We start from the raw sequence: 15,263 nt of genomic DNA, 5'->3' as shown, positions 1-15,263 counted from the left end.
GTCTGGAATCTGGAGCGCGCTCCAGGTCAACAGGCGGAGGTCAAGCAGAGGTCTGGACCGCCGCGCCCGGCACCGGGCCGTGGGTGACGTGCGCGGCCCGGCAGGTGCCCGACGCCCGGAGCGCCTGCGCCACCGTCTCGGCGGACTCGGCGTCCTTCACCAGGAAGGCCGTGGTCGGGCCGGAGCCGGAGACCAGCGCGGCCAGCGCACCCGCCTCGGTGCCCACCCGCAGGGTGTCCGCCAGGGACGGGCACAGCGAGACGGCGGCGGCCTGGAGGTCGTTGGCCAGCGCCTCGGCCAGCGCCGTCGGGTCGCCCCCGGCCAGCGCGGCCAGCAGCGCCGGGTCGGCGTCGGGGGTGGTCACCTCGTCCTCGGTGAACCCCGTACCGGCCTCGGCCCGCAGACGGTCGCACTCGCGGAACACGGCCGGGGTGGAGAGACCGCCGTCCGCCACCGCGAAGACCCAGTGGAAGGTGCCCGTCACCAGCAGCGGGGTCAGGATCTCGCCCCGCCCCCGGCCCAGCGCGACCCCGCCGAGCAGTGCGAACGGCACGTCCGAGCCCAGCTCGGCGGCCAGCTCGTGCAGCACCTCGGCGGGCGTCCCCAGGCCCCACAGCGCGTCGCAGGCCACCAGCGCGGCGGCCCCGTCGGCGCTGCCGCCGGCCATGCCGCCGGCCACCGGGATGGCCTTCTCGATGTGCAGCGCGACGTTCGCCTCGATGCCGTGGTGGGCGGCCAGCGCGTACGCCGCCCGGGCGGCCAGGTTGCTGTCGTCCAGCGGCACCTGGTCCGAACCGGGGCCCTCGCAGGTCAGCGTGACGCCCTCGCCCTGACGGGCCGTCACCAGGTCGCCGAGGGCGACCGCGAAGAACACGTTGGCCAGGTCGTGGAAGCCGTCGGGGCGCAGACCGCCCACACCCAGCTGCACGTTGACCTTGGCGGGGACCCGTACGGTGATCACTGGGCCGCCTCGGCCTTCGGCTTGTGCTCGGCGATCGCCGCGAACTGTTCCACCGTCAGCATCTCGCCGCGCAGGGTGTGGTCGATGCCCGCCCCCCGCAGCGCCTCCTCGGCGGCGGCCGGCGAACCGGCCCAGCCGGCCAGCGCGGCCCGCAGGGTCTTGCGGCGCTGCGCGAAGGCCGCGTCCACCACCGCGAAGACCTCCTGCCGGGTGGCGGTGGTCTTCGGCGGCTCGCGGCGGATCAGCGAGACCAGACCGGAGTCGACGTTGGGCGCGGGCCAGAAGACGTTGCGGCCGATGGCACCGGCCCGCTTCACGTCCGCGTACCAGTTGGCCTTCACCGAGGGGACGCCGTAGACCTTGTTCCCCGGCTTGGCGGCCAGGCGGTCGGCGACCTCGCTCTGCACCATCACCAGGGTGCGCTCGATGCTCGGGAAGGTGGCCAGCATGTGCAGCAGCACCGGCACGGCCACGTTGTAGGGCAGGTTCGCCACCAGCGCGGTGGGCGGCGGGCCCGGCAGCTCGGTGACCTCCATCGCGTCGCTCAGCACCAGGTCGAAGCGGTCCGCCCGCTCCGGCATCCGGGCCGCGACGGTCGTCGGCAGGTGCTGCGCCAGCAACGGGTCGATCTCCACCGCCGTGACGTGCTCCGCCACTTCCAGCAGCGCCAGCGTCAGCGAGCCCAACCCGGGCCCGACCTCCACCACCGCGTCCTCGGCCGTCACCCCGCCCGCCCGGACGATCCGCCGCACGGTGTTCCCGTCGATGACGAAGTTCTGCCCGCGCTGCTTGGTCGGCTTCACCCCGAAGGCGGCGGCCAGCTCGCGGATGTCCGCGGCGCCCAGCAGATGGCTGTTGTCAGGGGCGGTGGGTTCTTCGGTGCTGCTCACCCGGCAAGGATAAGGGGCGCTCAGTAGCCGAAGGCGCGAGCGGTGTTGGCGGCGATGGCCGTGGCGAGTTCGTCCTCGTGCAGGCCGAGGGTCTCGGCCATCGAGCGGAGGGTGACGGGGATGAGGTACGGGGCGTTGGGGCGGCCGCGGTAGGGGTGGGGGGTGAGGAAGGGGGCGTCGGTCTCGATCAGGACGCGGTCGAGGGGGGTGGCGGCGAGGGCGTCGCGCAGGGGCTGGTTGGCCTTGAAGGTGACGGGGCCGGCGAAGGAGAGGTACCAGCCGTGCTCGGCGCACACCTTGGCCATCGCGGCGTCGCCGGAGTAGCAGTGGAAGACGGTCCGCTCGGGGGCGCCCTCCTCCAGGAGGACGGAGATGACGTCCTCGTGGGCGTCGCGGTCGTGGATCACGAGCGCCTTGCCGTGCCGCTTGGCGATCTCGATGTGGCGGCGGAAGGACTCCTTCTGGATGTCCACGCCCTCGGGGCCGGTGCGGAAGTAGTCCAGGCCGGTCTCGCCGACGGCGAGCACCTGCGGGAGGGCGGCCAGCGCGTCGATCTCGGCCAGGGCGGCTTCCAGGGCGGGCGAGCCGCCGGGGGCCCGGCGTTGGCCGGACCACCCGTCGGGGTCGCCGAGGACGAGGCGGGGTGCCTCGTTGGGGTGCAGCGCGGCGGCCGCGTGGACCTGCTCGAACTCCGCCGCCAGCTCGGCGGCCCAGCGGGAGCCGGGCACGTCGCAGCCGACCTGCACGACCGTGGTCACCCCGACCGAGGCGGCCTTGGCCAGGCCCTCGGCGGGGGTGCCGGACTGCATGTCCAGGTGGGTGTGCGAGTCGGCCACCGGCACCGCGAGCGGTGCCGGCAGCGGCGGCGGGGTCGAGCGGTCGTCGGCCATCAGGCTGCGGGCTTCTCTTCCAGGCGGGGGAACAGGATCTCGCCCTTGACCACGGTGGCGCCGGCGGGCAGCCGGCCCCAGTCCGCGACGGTGGCGATGGTCTGCGAGGCGAGGGTGCCGAGCGACTCCTCCGCGCCGAGCGAGTCCCAGAGCTTCTGGGCGGTGGTCGGCATCAGCGGGTTGAGCAGGACGGCGGTGGCCCGCAGCGCCTCGGCGGCGGTGTAGAGGATGGTGGCGAGGCGCGCCTGGCCCTCCTCGGAGGTGTCCTTGGCGACCTTCCACGGCTCCTGCTCGGTGAGGTAGCCGTTGACCTGCTTGATGAACTCGAAGACGGCCGCGATGCCGCCCGCGAAGTCCAGCTCCTCGCCGATCTTCCGGTCGGCGATCTGAGTGGCCGTCACCAGCCCGGCCGCGACGGCCGCTTCGGCCTCGCCGGCCGCCGTGGCGGCGGGCAGCTTGCCCTCGAAGTACTTGCCGACCATGGCCGCCACCCGGGAGGCCAGGTTGCCGAAGTCGTTGGCCAGCTCGGAGGTGTACCGGGCGGAGAAGTCCTCCCAGGAGAACGAGCCGTCGGTGCCGAACGGGATGGCCCGCAGGAAGTAGTAGCGGTAGGCGTCCACGCCGAAGTGCGAGGTCAGGTCCTGCGGGGAGATGCCGGTCAGGTTCGACTTGGACATCTTCTCGCCGCCGACCATCAGCCAGCCGTTGGCGACGACCCGCTTGGGCAGCGGCAGCCCGGCGGCCATCAGCATGGCGGGCCAGATCACCGCGTGGAACCGCAGGATGTCCTTGCCGACCAGGTGGACCGAGGCGGGCCACAGCTCGGCGAAGCGCTCGGGGTCGGAGCCGTAGCCGGCGGCGGTGATGTAGTTCTGGAGGGCGTCCACCCAGACGTAGAGGACGTGCTTCTCGTCCCAGGGCAGCGGGACGCCCCAGTTGAAGGTGGAGCGGGAGATCGACAGGTCCTTGAGGTCCTGCTCGACGAAGCGCAGCACCTCGTTGCGGGCCGAGGCCGGCTGGATGAAGTCCGGGTTGGCCGCGTAGAACTCCAGCAGCTGCGGGCCGTAGGCGGAGAGCCGGAAGAAGTAGTTCTCCTCCTCCAGCCACTCGACCGGGCGCTTGTGCACCGGGCAGAGCTTCTCGTCCTCGGTGGCACCGGGCAGCAGCTCGCCGGGGAGCTTGTACTCCTCGCAGCCGACGCAGTACGGGCCCTCGTAGCCGCCCTTGTAGATCTCGCCCTTGTCGAACAGGTCCTGGACGAACTCCTGGACCCGGTCGGTGTGGCGCTTCTGGGTGGTGCGGATGAAGTCGTCGTTGGCGATGTCCAGGTGCTGCCAGAGCGGCTTCCACTCCTGCTCGACCAGCCGGTCGCACCACTCCTGCGGGGTCACGCCGTTGGCGTCCGCCGTCCGCATGATCTTCTGGCCGTGCTCGTCGGTACCGGTCAGGTACCACACCTTCTCGCCGCGCTGGCGGTGCCAGCGGGTGAGGACGTCCCCGGCGACGGTGGTGTACGCGTGGCCCAGGTGCGGGCGATCGTTCACGTAGTAGATCGGGGTGGTGACGTAGTAGGCCGAGTTCGGTGCCTCGGTGGTGCTGTGCTCTGCAGTGGCCGCCATGGCCGAAATCTTAGCGGCGCGAAGGAACCACCCTCGACTCGTTAAAGCCGGGGGTGGTTCCGGAAGGGGGACAGCGGCGGAAGGCTCAGGCGGCGCGGCCGAAGAGGGAGCGCAGCCAGGTGCGGAAGGAGCGGTGCGGGAGCCTGGTCACGGTGCGCTCGGGTTCGGCGTGGGAGGCGTAGCCGGGCGAGGAGTGCCAGTTGTGCTCGGCGGTGGCCACCCGGCCCTCGCGCATGATCCGGACGGTGTGGCCGCCGCAGCCGGGGCAGGTGGGCTTGAGCAGCGGGGACGGGACCCGGACCCCGTTGGCGTGGTACTCGATCAGGGTCGAGCCGTCGCGCGCGGTGTGGTGCTCGATCCGGTACCCCTGCTCCCAGCCGTAGCCGCAGCTGAGGCAGGCGAAGGAGTACGCCTCGTGGACGACCTCCACGGGGACGTGCTTGCTGGACAGCGCGCTGGCCGGGGTGGTGGTCGGGGTGCCGATCGTGTCGCTCATGGCCGTCTCCCAGCGCCCGCCGGGTCGCTCGCCCGGCTCGGGTCTTTCCATCCCAGGGAATGCCCGGGGCTCGCGCTCCGCCAACCGGCTTGCCGAACCTTGGTGCCGAATTGGGGAGCCTTGTACGACAAGCGGGTGAAAGCTTCAACGAGGCTTGGCTTTACTCAGTGCTCCCTCCAAGGTACGCGCTCGTGAACCTCCCTGCTCAGCCGTCGTTTGCGCGCCTTTCGCGCGCCCCCCGGCGCTCGCCGCGGGCGCCGTTCAACCGGCGTGCTTGGCGGCCACCACGGCGTCGAAGACCTCCCGCTTGGGCAGCCCCAGCTCGGCCGCCACCGAGGCGATGGCCTCCTTGCGGCGCTCCCCGGCGGCCTCCTCCCGGAGGGCCACCAGCCGGGCCAGCTCGGCCGGGGTGTGCTCCTGCGGCGGGGCCGGCGGGGCGCCCGCCACCACCACGGTGATCTCGCCCTTGACGCCGTCCGCGGCCCAGGCGGCCAGCTCGGCCAGCGGGCCGCGCTTGACCTCTTCGTAGGTCTTGGTGAGCTCGCGGCAGACCGCCGCCGGGCGGTCGGCGCCGAGTGCCTCGGCCATCGCGGCCAGTGCCTCGGCGATCCGGTGCGGGGCCTCGAAGAAGACCATGGTGCGGGGCTCGGCCTTGAGCTCGGCCAGGGTGCGGGCCCGGTCGCCGTTCTTGCGGGGCAGGAAGCCCTCGAAGGTGAAGCGGTCCACCGGCAGGCCGGAGAGGGCCAGCGCGGTCAGCACGGCCGAGGGGCCGGGCACCGCGGTGACCTTGATGCCGGCCGCCACCGCCGCGTCCACCAGGCGGTAGCCGGGGTCGGAGACCGAGGGCATCCCGGCGTCCGTGACCAGCAGCACCCGGGCGCCGCCCTTGAGCGCCTCGACCAGTTCGGGCGTGCGGCCGACCTCGTTGCCCTCGAAGTACGACACCACCCGTCCGGTGGGCTCCACGCCGAGCGCCTGGGTCAGCCGGCGCAGCCGCCGGGTGTCCTCGGCGGCGATCACGTCGGCCGAGCCGAGCTCGGTCAGCAGCCGGGGCGGAGCGTCCGCCACGTCGCCGATGGGGGTCCCTGCAAGCACCAGTACGCCAGTCACCCGCCCATCCTCCCAGACCCGGGGAGAGCGGTCAGGAATGGAGAAGCACCGGCGGGTGCCCGGCCCGTAGCGTGATGACCACGGCAAGCAACACCGGCCCCCACCAAGGAGAAACCCCATGAAGGCTCACGTCAGCTCGATCCTGCTCGGTGTCCGCGACCTGGACCGGGCCAAGGAGTTCTACACCGAGGGCCTCGGCTGGAAGATCCAGAACGACTACGGCATCTCGGTGTTCTTCGAGTCGGACGGCGCCTCGCCGGTCGGCTTCTACGGCCGCGAGGGCCTGGCCGGTCTGGTCGGCACCGAGGCGGAGGGCAGCGGCTTCAGCGGGCTGGTGCTGACCTACGTGGTGCGCAGCGAGGCCCGGGTCGACGAGGTCATGGCCGAGGCCGCGAAGGCCGGCGCCACCGTCCTGAAGCCGGCCGGCGCGCTGCCCTGGGGCGGCTACGGCGGCACCTTCGCCGACCCGGAGGGCTACGTCTGGAGCCTGGGCTACAGCGCCCAGGGCTCCGACCAGCCGTACGCCGAGTAAGAAGCCGGACCGCAGGACCCACCCGACACCAGGAGGAAGACCGTGAAGTTCCGTACCCAGGTCGAGCCGCCCGAGCCGATGCGCGGGCTGGAGGTGCCGCCCGAGGTGGTGGCGGCGCTCGGCGGGGGTGCCCGGCCGCCGGTGGTCATCACGGTCGAGGGGCACTCCTGGCGCAGCCGGGTGGCCGTCCTGCGCGGGCGCCACCTGCTCGGGCTCAGCAACGCCAACCGGCGGGCCGCGGGCGTGGAGATCGGCGAGGAGGTCGAGGTGGAGCTCGCACTCGACACCGAGCCCCGGACGGTCGAGCTGCCGGACGACTTCGCCGCGGCCCTGGACGCCGAGCCGACGGCCCGCGCCGCGTACGAGCTGCTCACCGACAGCCGCAAGCGCGAGCACGTCCGGGCGGTCGAGGGCGCCAAGAAGCCCGAGACCCGGCGGGGTCGGATCGAGAAGGCCGTCGCCATCCTGCGCGGCTGAGGGCCGCCCCTTTATTTGGTGACGAATCGGGCAGCTTTGCGGCGGGCCATTGTCTTGGTGGGGGGCGCCCCTACGATGTGGCGGGTGAGCGGCGAGAAGGGTCCCGAGGGACCGGTTGGCGTAGACCACTCGGAGGCGGGCGCGGTTGCGCTGCTGGACGAGGCGGTGGCGGTACCGGGGCCCCGGGACGGCGAAGAGGGCACGTCGGGCTGGCGCCGGGCGCTGGAACGGCTCGGACACCGGGCGGCGGAGCCGGCCCCGGTGGCCGAGCGGCTGGTGCCGCCGATGCCGGACGGCCCGAAGGTGACACCCCGTCGGGTGGCGCCCTCCCCCGTGCTGCTCTCGCTCGGCCTGCGGCTGCCGGACGCGCTCTGGTCCTGGCTCTGCCGCTGGGCCGGCTGGCTGGGCCCGCTCGCGGTCGCGGCCTTCGCCGGGGTGCTGCGGTTCTCCGGGCTGAGCGGTCCGCGCTCGTTGATCTTCGACGAGACCTACTACGCCAAGGACGCCTACTCGCTCTGGCGGGTCGGCTACGAGACCAGCTGGCCGGACGACGCCAACGGCAAGATCATGGCGCCGCAGCAGTCCATCCCGTTCCGCGAGGACCCGTCGTACATCGTCCATCCGCCGGTCGGGAAGTGGATGATCGGGCTGGGCGAGCAGCTGTTCGGGATGAACCCCTTCGGCTGGCGGTTCGTGGTGGCGGTGCTCGGCACCCTCTCGGTGCTGATGATCGCCCGGATCGCGCGGCGGCTGTTCCGCTCCACGCTGCTGGGCTGCGTGGCCGGGCTGCTGCTCGCGGTGGACGGGCTGCACTTCGTGATGAGCCGGTCGGCGCTGCTCGACCTGGTGGTGATGTTCTGGTGCCTGGCGGCCTTCGGCTTCCTGCTGCTGGACCGGGACCGCACCCGGGGTCTGATCGCCCGTCGGATCGAGGGGGGCACGGCGCCCGCCGGCTGGTGGTTCGTCGGGGCCCGGCCGTACCGGCTCGCGGCCTGGGTCTGCATCGGGCTGACCACGGCGACCAAGTGGAGCGGCCTCTACATCGCGGTGGCCTTCTTCGTGCTCGGCCTCTGCTGGGACCACGGCGCGCGCAAGCTGGCCGGCTCCCGGGAGCCGCTGGCCTTCGCCCTCTGGGACGCCGCGTTCGCCGCGGTCGTGCTGCCCGTCGTCGCCACCGCGGTCTACGTCGCCTCCTGGACCGGCTGGTTCCTGTCCGACCACGGCTACGGGCGGGACTGGGCGGCGCACCGCGCGGGCCTCTCGCCGGACGCCGTGCTCGGCGTGAGGATGCCGTTCCAGTTCGACATGAGCTGGGTGCCGGAGTCGCTGCGCAGCCTCTGGCACTACCACGCGACCATGTACGACTTCCACGTCGGCCTGACCAGCCCGCACACCTACCAGTCGAACCCGTGGAGCTGGCTGCTGGTGGGCCGCCCGGTCTCGTTCTTCTACGAGTCCCCGAAGATGGGCCAGTCGGGCTGCCAGGTCAGCGAGTGCGCCACCGAGGTGCTCGGCATCGGCACGCCGCTGCTCTGGTGGACCGGGATCGTCGCGGTGCTCTACTGCCTGTACCGCTGGGTGGCCCGGCGGGACTGGCGGGCGGGCGCGATCCTGTGCGGCCTGGCGGCCGGCTACCTGCCCTGGTTCATGTACCAGGAGCGGACGATCTTCCTGTTCTACGCGGTGGTCTTCGTCCCGTTCCTGGTGCTGGCGGTGACCATGATGCTCGGCGCGCTGATCGGGCCGGCCACCGCGAGCCGGGACCGGCGGCTGATCGGGGGCACGGCGGCCGGGGTGGTCGTGCTGCTGGTGATGTGGAACTTCGCCTACTTCCTGCCGATCTTCAGCGGCCGCACCATCCCGATGGAGGACTGGCGCAGCCGGATGTGGTTCAACAGCTGGATCTGACCGGCTCCGTACCAGCTCTGCAACAACCCCCCGGTCGATCGCTCACGCACGGTTGACCTCCGCTTATGGTGGGCTGGACCTGCCATGACCATCGGGGGAACAGCACCATGAACACGGGCGTGAAGATAGGGATCGGCGTCGTCGGCGCGGGCATGCTCGGCGTGGCCGGGCTGGGCGCGTACAACATCTACGGCTCGCTCTCCGACGGCAACGTGTCCGCCGAGCCCAAGACGCGCACCGTGGTGGCCGAGGCCCCGGCGGCCGATCTGGCCGCGACCGGGGCGAAGGCCTTCCTGGAGGCCTGGGCCAAGGGCGACTACGAGGCCGCCGGGAAGCTCACCGACAAGCCGGACACCGCCAACTCCGAACTGCGCACCTTCCAGGACCGCCTGAAGCCGAGCGCGATCACCCTGACCCCGGGCGGCGCCCCGGCGGCGGCGTCCTCGGCCTCCCCGGCCCCGTCGGCCCCCTCCGGCTCCCCCTCGGCCGCGGCCGACCCGAACAGCGTGCCGCTGACCTTCAAGGCCAAGGTGGAGTTCGCCGGGACGGCCACCGCCTGGACCTACGAGGGCCGGCTCAACCTGGTGAAGATGAGCGACGGCAAGGCGGCCGTGCAGTGGGCGTCCAGCGTGCTCAACCCGAAGCTCAAGCCCGGTGAGCTCCCGGACGTCAAGCCGATCACCGCCAAGGTCACCGGCGTGGTGGACCGCAAGGGCAGGAAGCTGAACTCGCCCACCCTGAACGGCCTGCTCGCCACCATCAAGCCGGCCGAGGTGAATCCGGGGGACGCCGGCAGCGGCGTGGTGGTCACCAAGGCGAACGGCTCCCAGGAGACGCTGTTCACCATCACCGAGCCGAAGCCGGGACCGCCCGCCAAGGTGACCCTGGACGCGACCCTCCAGGCCGAGGCCGAGAAGGCCGTGCAGGCCGCCTCCGACGGCGGCAAGCTGCCCGCCTCGCTGGTCGCGATCGAGCCCACCACCGGCAACATCCTGGCCATCGCCAATGCTCCGGCCACCGGCCAGAACCGCGCCTTCCTGGCCGCCATCGCCCCCGGCTCGACCATGAAGGTGGTCTCGGTGGCCGCCTTCCTGGAGGCCGGCGTGAAGCCGGACGACGTGGTGGCCTGCCCGGAGACCCTCAACGTCTCCGGCCGGACCTTCAAGAACGACTTCACCGGCGACCGCTCGGACTACAAGCTCTCCCAGGACTTCGCCCAGTCCTGCAACACCGCCATGATCAAGAAGGGCCAGGAGGTCCTGAAGAACGGCGACATGGAGAACCTGGCCCGGGACGCCTTCGGCATCGGCCCGACCTGGAAGACCGGCCTCCCGCTCGCCCCGGCCAGCGCCCCGGTGCCGAACGGCGCCACCGAGCGGGCCGCCCAGATGATCGGCCAGGGCAAGATCACCATGAACGCCCTGACCATGGCCTCGGTCTCCGCCACCGTCCAGAACGGCACCTTCAAGCAGCCGATCCTGGTCCCGGGCTACGAGCAGCAGACCGCCGCCAGGACCCTCTCCCCGGCCACCCTGAACGGGCTGCGCCAGATGATGAACCTGACGGCCACCCAGGGCACCGCCGCGGACGTGATGCGCGGCATCACCGCCAACGCCGGTGCCAAGACCGGCACCGCCCAGGTGGACGGCCAGAAGGACGACAACAGCTGGTTCACCGCCTACCGCGGCAACCTCGCGGTGGCCGCCGAGGTCGGCGGCGGCGGCCACGGCGCGGCGGCGGCCGGTCCGGCGGCCGCGGCCGTGCTCAAGCTGGGCAACAACGGCTGACGCACCCTCAGAGCGGGCTCCGCACCGGGTGTGCGGGGCCCGCCGGGCCGGCCGCGAAGGCCCGCAGCAGGTTCTCGGTGACCCGGCGGGTGAAGGCGCCGGCCCGGTGGTCCATGCCGTGGTCGGCCCTGCCTCCGCCCGGGCCGTTGGCGTCCAGCGCCTCGACCCAGCGCATGGTGCCGGTGGCGAAGACGGCGGCCCCGCTCGGCACGGTGCAGTAGGCGGAGTCGGCGTACGAGCGGCGGCCCTCGCAGACCACCGGGGAGCGCGAGACCAGCTCGACCGGCCCGGGCACCGGCCGGCCGGGCACGACCCGGTCGTACTCGACCCCGACCAGGTGCGGGAAGGAGTCGCCCTCCTTCGCGCCGGTGCCCTCCAGCAGCCAGTGCCCCGGGTTGCCGACCACGTACGGGGCGTCCACCGGGTAGCCGTCGTAGATCACCCCGAGCAGCGCGCTCTCCGGGTCGGCGCCCGGGCCGTCCCGGAAGTCGCAGGTGGCGGGCTTTCCGGCGCGGAAGCCCGGGTCGTCCCGGTAGTCGCTCTTCCAGCAGACCACGGTGCGGTCCTCGCCCAGCGGCGAGGGTTCGTAACGGACCCGGCGGTAGCAGCAGTTGGCGCCGAGGAAGGCGAGGTTGGTCCCGGCGTCGCGGGCGGCGGTGACGTGCCGGCGCTGTTCGTCGGACCAGTACTCGTCGTGGCCGGGGGAGAGCAGGGCGGTGGCGCCGCGCAGCAGCTCCGGGGAGCGGGCCAGGTCGGGGCCGGTGGTGTAGGCGAGCGGGATGCCGAGCCGTTCGGCCAGGGCGATCAGCGGGGCCTCGTAGACCAGGAACAGCCCGGCGCCGTCGTCGTAGTGGTACGGCCGGTCGAAGCAGACCTCCAGGGCGCGGGTGGCGTAGCCGCCGGTCGGGCCGTTGTAGAGGCTGTGGCCGCCCCACTCGTTGTAGGCCTGCCAGGTGGCCACCGCGTTGACCACGACGGTCCGTCCGGCGGTGGAGCGGGAGCGGACGGTGAGCGGGACGTACCGGTGGCCGGTGTCGGCGTCCAGCCGGAGCAGGTAACTGCCCTCGGGCCAGCTGGTGGTGTCCACCGTGGTGGTGCGCTGCCAGGGGGCCCGGACGGTGCGGGTGCGCGGGTCGGTGGTGGCGGCCGGCTGGAGGGTGCCGGGCAGGCGCTCGGAACGCCAGACCAGCCGGGCCCGGGCGCCGCCGTACCAGCCCGCGCGGTAGGCGGAGACGGTGAAGCCGGGGGCGGTGGTGGAGACGTGCAGGCCGAAGGACTCGCCGGGGAGCACGCTGACCCGGTCGGCGTAGCCCTGGACGGCCTCGCGCGGGCCGGGGTCGGTGATCGCCCAGTCGGCGTTCCCGGGGCGGGAGTTCTCGTCCTGGGTGGGCGTCGGTGAGGGCGCGGGGGTGGGGGTGGGTTCGGGGGCCGGGGAGCCGGCGGCCTGCCCGCAGGCCGTCAGGCCGACCGCGGCGGCGGCCAGTCCGAGGAAGTGGCGGCGTCCGGTCGGGTACGACATGTCCGTATCGTCCCGTGCCGGGCGGCCCGGCCGGTGCCGACACACGGGGTCAGAGCTGAACGCCCGTCAGGATGGTGGTCAGCCGGTCGGGTCTGCGGCGCGGCACCGCGGCCAGCCGGGGCCAGACCATCAGCACCGCGGGGAGCGCCAGGTACCCGAAGCGTCCGGCCGGGGCCAGCGTGAAGGCCACCGTGAGGCCGACCGCCAGCACGTCGCAGGCGTGCACCGCCGAGGTCGGCGGGTAGGCGACCAGCCAGACCGCGACGCCGAAGGCGCCGAGGCAGAGCATCGAGAGCGAGATGGTGTGCCCGGTCGGGCCGAAGCCGGCCAGGATCTTGCCGGGCAGCGGGCTGCCGGCCGGGGTCCGGATGCCGGTCAGGCCGAGCGGGAAGCGGACCACCTGTTCCTGGAGCACCCGGGGGACCGTCAGCAGGTACGGCAGCACCACCGCCGCCCCCGCGCCCAGCGCGGTGAGGGTGGCCCGGGCCGCCGGGCGCCGCCCGTACAGCCGCCAGAGCAGCAGGGCGGCCACCGGGAGGGCGGGCCAGGCGGTCCACTTCAGGGTGCAGGCCAGCGCCAGCACCAGCCCGGCGGGGACGGCCCGCCCCCGGGCGGCCAGGGCCATGGCCAGGCAGCAGACCCCGATCAGCGGCAGGTCCACCCCGCCGACGGCCAGCGCCAGCGCGATCAGCGGGGAGGCGGTCAGGGTGACCAGCGGCAGCAGGGCGGCGCCGTCCTGGCGCGGGCGGAGCAGCCGGCGGCAGGCCAGCAGGCAGACCAGGAAGGTGACGGCGAACCAGATCCGGGCGTCGCCGAGCAGGACGGCGACCGGGTTCCCGGTGCCGAGCAGGGCCCGCGGCAGGCCGAACAGGGCCATCGCCGGGAGGTACGGGTCGTAGTCGGTGACCACCGCCGGGTGCGGCAGGTACGGGCTGCCGGTCTCCAGCAGCAGCCTGGCCGAGCGCTCCACCACCATCACCTCGGACTGGTGACGGCCGGTCAGCACCAGCAGGACCAGCGGCACCAGGACCGCCCCCAGCACCGCGACGGCCGCCGCCGCCCTGGCGCCGCGCCGGCCCGGCACGGTCAGGCAGAGCAGCGCGGCCAGCGCGTAGGCGGGGGCGGCGACGGAGCCCCAGAAGACCTGGTTCGGCAGGTCGGAGACGAGCGGGAACGCCGCCGCCCAGCCCGCCGCCACCAGGCAGCCGGCGACCTGGACCCAGCGGCGCCGGGCCAGCCGCAGCCGGGCGGCCCCGGCCGTCCGCTGGACGGGGATCCGGCCGCCGGCCAGCGCGGACCGTCCCGCCTCGGGCAGGGCGCAGACCGCCTGCTCGGGTACCTCTGGGGATCGGGTGGTGGCCATGCAGGAAGGTTAGGGGGTCGGTTGTGCCCTTCCGTAGGGGAAGGGACAACGGTTTGGTGGATCTCTGCGGGCGGGTGTGGAGGTCAGCCCGCCTCGGTGAGCTCCTCGGCGGGGCGGTTCAGCTTGGAGTGCTTGACGCTGTAGCCGAAGTAGACGACCGCGGCGAGCGCCAGGGCGATGCCGAAGAAGAGGTACGTCAGCGGGTGCAGCTCGACGATCAGGTAGACGCAGAAGCCGACGCTGAGCACCGGCACCACCGGGTAGCCCGGCACCTTGAAGCCGCGCGGCAGGTCGGGCTGGGTGCGGCGCAGGATGATCACGCCGACCGAGACCACCGAGAAGGCGACCAGGGTGCCCAGGCTGGTGAGGTCGGTGAGGATGTCCAGCGGCACGAAGGCGGCCAGCACGGAGACGGCGGCGCCGACCACCAGGGTGTTCCAGACCGGGGTGCCGGAGCGCGGGGAGAGCTCGGCGAACTTCTTCGGCAGCATGCCGTCGCGGCCCATGGAGTACAGGATGCGGGTCTGGCCGTAGATCACCACGAGGGTGATCGAGAAGATCGAGATGACCGCGCCGACCGCGAACATCATGGCGGGCCAGGTCTGCCCGGTGACGTCCTGGAGGATCTGCGCGAGCCCGGCCTCCTGGCCCTCGAACTGCTGCCAGGGCTGGGCGCCGACGGCGGTGACCGCCACGCCGATGTAGAGCAGGGTCACCACCACCAGCGAGATGATGATCGCCAACGGAAGGGTCCTGCGCGGGTTCTTGACCTCCTCGCCGGCGGTGGACACCGCGTCCAGGCCGATGAAGGAGAAGAAGATGCTGGAGGCGGCGGTGCCCACGCCCGCGATGCCGAGCGGCATGAACGGGGTCAGGTTGCCCGACTGGAAGCCGGTCAGGCCGATCGCGATGAAGAGCACCAGGATGGCGATCTTGATGGCCACCATGGTGGCGTTCACCTTCGCCGACTCGCTGACGCCGCGGATCAGCAGGAAGACCACCATGGCCACCAGGATCACGGCCGGCAGGTTGAAGAACCCGCCGCCACCGGGCGGGGCCGCCATCCACTCCGGGATGGTGAAGCCGAAGGCCAGGTCGAAGAACTTGTTCAGGTACTCGCCCCAGCTGACCGCGATGGCCGAGGCCGAGACGCCGTACTCCAGCAGCAGGCAGACGCCGACGCCGAAGGCGACCACCTCGCCCAGGGTGGCGTACGCGTAGGAGTACGAGGAGCCGGAGACCGGGATCGCCGAGGCCATCTCCGCGTAGCAGAGCGCGGTGAGGCCGGCCGTGACGGCGGCGATCAGGAAGGAGAGCACCACGGCCGGACCGGCCTCGGGCACCGCGCTGCTGAGCACGAAGAAGATGCCGGTGCCGACGGTGGCCCCGATGCCGATCGAGGAGAGCTGCCAGAGCCCGATCGAGCGCTTCAGGTGGATGCCCGACCGGCCGCCCTCCTCCGGTGCGCCCGGCGGCGGTGCGTCGGCGGCGCCGCTCTCGGCGATCAGTGTCGAGACCGGCTTCTTGCGGAACAGGTCGGTGCCCATGCTGCTCAAGGCGGTGGTTCCTTCTAGGCGGGGGAGGGTGTCCTAGGTGGCTGCTCCGGACCGCTGTGGGGACCGCTGTGGGGGCGGCAATCCGGACCAACCGAACAAAGATGGGACAGTACCCCGGAAGCGCACCAGTCACGCAAACGGTGCGAGGTGGGGTC

13 protein-coding genes are annotated in these 15,263 nt (G+C 72.7%); 4 read left to right on the top strand and 9 right to left on the bottom strand.

All coding sequences use genetic code 11. The features are described from left to right. Positions 1–40: 40 nt before the first annotated feature. The 6 genes from ACIA8O_RS24100 to rsmI all read right to left on the bottom strand — a co-directional run bounded on the left by ACIA8O_RS24100 (position 41) and on the right by rsmI (position 5,966). Positions 41–961, bottom strand: a complete 921-nt coding sequence (locus tag ACIA8O_RS24100; protein WP_396296004.1) for a 4-(cytidine 5'-diphospho)-2-C-methyl-D-erythritol kinase — start codon at positions 959–961, stop codon at positions 41–43. After that, positions 958–1,851, bottom strand: coding sequence for a 16S rRNA (adenine(1518)-N(6)/adenine(1519)-N(6))-dimethyltransferase RsmA (gene rsmA / locus ACIA8O_RS24095; RefSeq protein WP_396296003.1), 894 nt, complete (start codon positions 1,849–1,851; stop codon positions 958–960). Before rsmA ends, ACIA8O_RS24100 begins: the two co-directional genes overlap by 4 nt. 20 nt (positions 1,852–1,871) lie before the next feature. After that, complete coding sequence (locus ACIA8O_RS24090; protein ID WP_396296002.1) at positions 1,872–2,741, bottom strand: TatD family hydrolase; 870 nt, start codon at positions 2,739–2,741, stop codon at positions 1,872–1,874. After that, a complete protein-coding gene (gene metG / locus ACIA8O_RS24085) occupies positions 2,741–4,360 on the bottom strand; it encodes a methionine--tRNA ligase (protein WP_396296001.1) in 1,620 nt (539 codons plus the stop codon). Before metG ends, ACIA8O_RS24090 begins: the two co-directional genes overlap by 1 nt. An 85-nt stretch (positions 4,361–4,445) precedes the next feature. Continuing rightward, positions 4,446–4,856, bottom strand: coding sequence for a hypothetical protein (locus ACIA8O_RS24080; protein ID WP_396296000.1), 411 nt, complete (start codon positions 4,854–4,856; stop codon positions 4,446–4,448). 261 nt (positions 4,857–5,117) lie between these two features. Next, positions 5,118–5,966, bottom strand: a complete 849-nt coding sequence (gene rsmI / locus ACIA8O_RS24075; protein ID WP_396295999.1) for a 16S rRNA (cytidine(1402)-2'-O)-methyltransferase — start codon at positions 5,964–5,966, stop codon at positions 5,118–5,120. 118 nt (positions 5,967–6,084) lie between these two features. On the opposite strand from rsmI, the gene ACIA8O_RS24070 reads away from it, so the two are divergent. The 4 genes from ACIA8O_RS24070 to ACIA8O_RS24055 all read left to right on the top strand — a co-directional run bounded on the left by ACIA8O_RS24070 (position 6,085) and on the right by ACIA8O_RS24055 (position 10,670). After that, positions 6,085–6,498: a VOC family protein gene (locus ACIA8O_RS24070; RefSeq protein ID WP_396295998.1), complete on the top strand. Its 414-nt coding sequence runs from the start codon at positions 6,085–6,087 to the stop codon at positions 6,496–6,498. A gap of 42 nt (positions 6,499–6,540) precedes the next feature. Further along, positions 6,541–6,975, top strand: coding sequence for a YdeI/OmpD-associated family protein (locus ACIA8O_RS24065; RefSeq protein ID WP_396295997.1), 435 nt, complete (start codon positions 6,541–6,543; stop codon positions 6,973–6,975). Positions 6,976–7,050: 75 nt separating this feature from the next. Continuing rightward, a complete protein-coding gene (locus ACIA8O_RS24060; RefSeq protein ID WP_396295996.1) occupies positions 7,051–8,883 on the top strand; it encodes a dolichyl-phosphate-mannose--protein mannosyltransferase in 1,833 nt (610 codons plus the stop codon). Between the two features lie 119 nt (positions 8,884–9,002). Next, positions 9,003–10,670, top strand: coding sequence for a penicillin-binding transpeptidase domain-containing protein (locus ACIA8O_RS24055; RefSeq protein ID WP_396295995.1), 1,668 nt, complete (start codon positions 9,003–9,005; stop codon positions 10,668–10,670). 7 nt (positions 10,671–10,677) lie between these two features. Here the strand turns inward: ACIA8O_RS24055 and ACIA8O_RS24050 are convergent, their stop codons facing one another. The 3 genes from ACIA8O_RS24050 to ACIA8O_RS24040 form a co-directional block, all read right to left on the bottom strand. Then, positions 10,678–12,189 (bottom strand): N,N-dimethylformamidase beta subunit family domain-containing protein, encoded by a 1,512-nt coding sequence (locus ACIA8O_RS24050; protein ID WP_396295994.1) that lies wholly within the window; start codon positions 12,187–12,189, stop codon positions 10,678–10,680. Positions 12,190–12,238: 49 nt separating this feature from the next. Further along, positions 12,239–13,552, bottom strand: a complete 1,314-nt coding sequence (locus ACIA8O_RS24045; protein ID WP_396295993.1) for a glycosyltransferase 87 family protein — start codon at positions 13,550–13,552, stop codon at positions 12,239–12,241. Positions 13,553–13,635: 83 nt separating this feature from the next. After that, positions 13,636–15,099 (bottom strand): amino acid permease, encoded by a 1,464-nt coding sequence (locus tag ACIA8O_RS24040; protein ID WP_396296150.1) that lies wholly within the window; start codon positions 15,097–15,099, stop codon positions 13,636–13,638. Positions 15,100–15,263 lie beyond the last annotated feature (164 nt).

This window comes from Kitasatospora sp. NPDC051853 (assembly GCF_044452665.1).
Classification (GTDB): domain Bacteria; phylum Actinomycetota; class Actinomycetes; order Streptomycetales; family Streptomycetaceae; genus Kitasatospora.
This window is presented reverse-complemented; position numbering and strand designations above follow the sequence as displayed.

What these genes read in the sequence shown, in the direction of transcription:
- ACIA8O_RS24090 (WP_396296002.1), bottom strand. Translation starts at nt 2,741, where the DNA reads ATGGCCGACGACCGCTCGACCCCGCCGCCGCTGCCGGCACCGCTCGCG.
- metG (WP_396296001.1), bottom strand. Translation starts at nt 4,360, where the DNA reads ATGGCGGCCACTGCAGAGCACAGCACCACCGAGGCACCGAACTCGGCC.
- ACIA8O_RS24080 (WP_396296000.1), bottom strand. Translation starts at nt 4,856, where the DNA reads ATGAGCGACACGATCGGCACCCCGACCACCACCCCGGCCAGCGCGCTG.
- ACIA8O_RS24070 (WP_396295998.1), top strand. Translation starts at nt 6,085, where the DNA reads ATGAAGGCTCACGTCAGCTCGATCCTGCTCGGTGTCCGCGACCTGGAC.
- ACIA8O_RS24060 (WP_396295996.1), top strand. Translation starts at nt 7,051, where the DNA reads ATGTGGCGGGTGAGCGGCGAGAAGGGTCCCGAGGGACCGGTTGGCGTA.
- ACIA8O_RS24050 (WP_396295994.1), bottom strand. Translation starts at nt 12,189, where the DNA reads ATGTCGTACCCGACCGGACGCCGCCACTTCCTCGGACTGGCCGCCGCC.
- ACIA8O_RS24045 (WP_396295993.1), bottom strand. Translation starts at nt 13,552, where the DNA reads ATGGCCACCACCCGATCCCCAGAGGTACCCGAGCAGGCGGTCTGCGCC.
- ACIA8O_RS24040 (WP_396296150.1), bottom strand. Translation starts at nt 15,099, where the DNA reads ATGGGCACCGACCTGTTCCGCAAGAAGCCGGTCTCGACACTGATCGCC.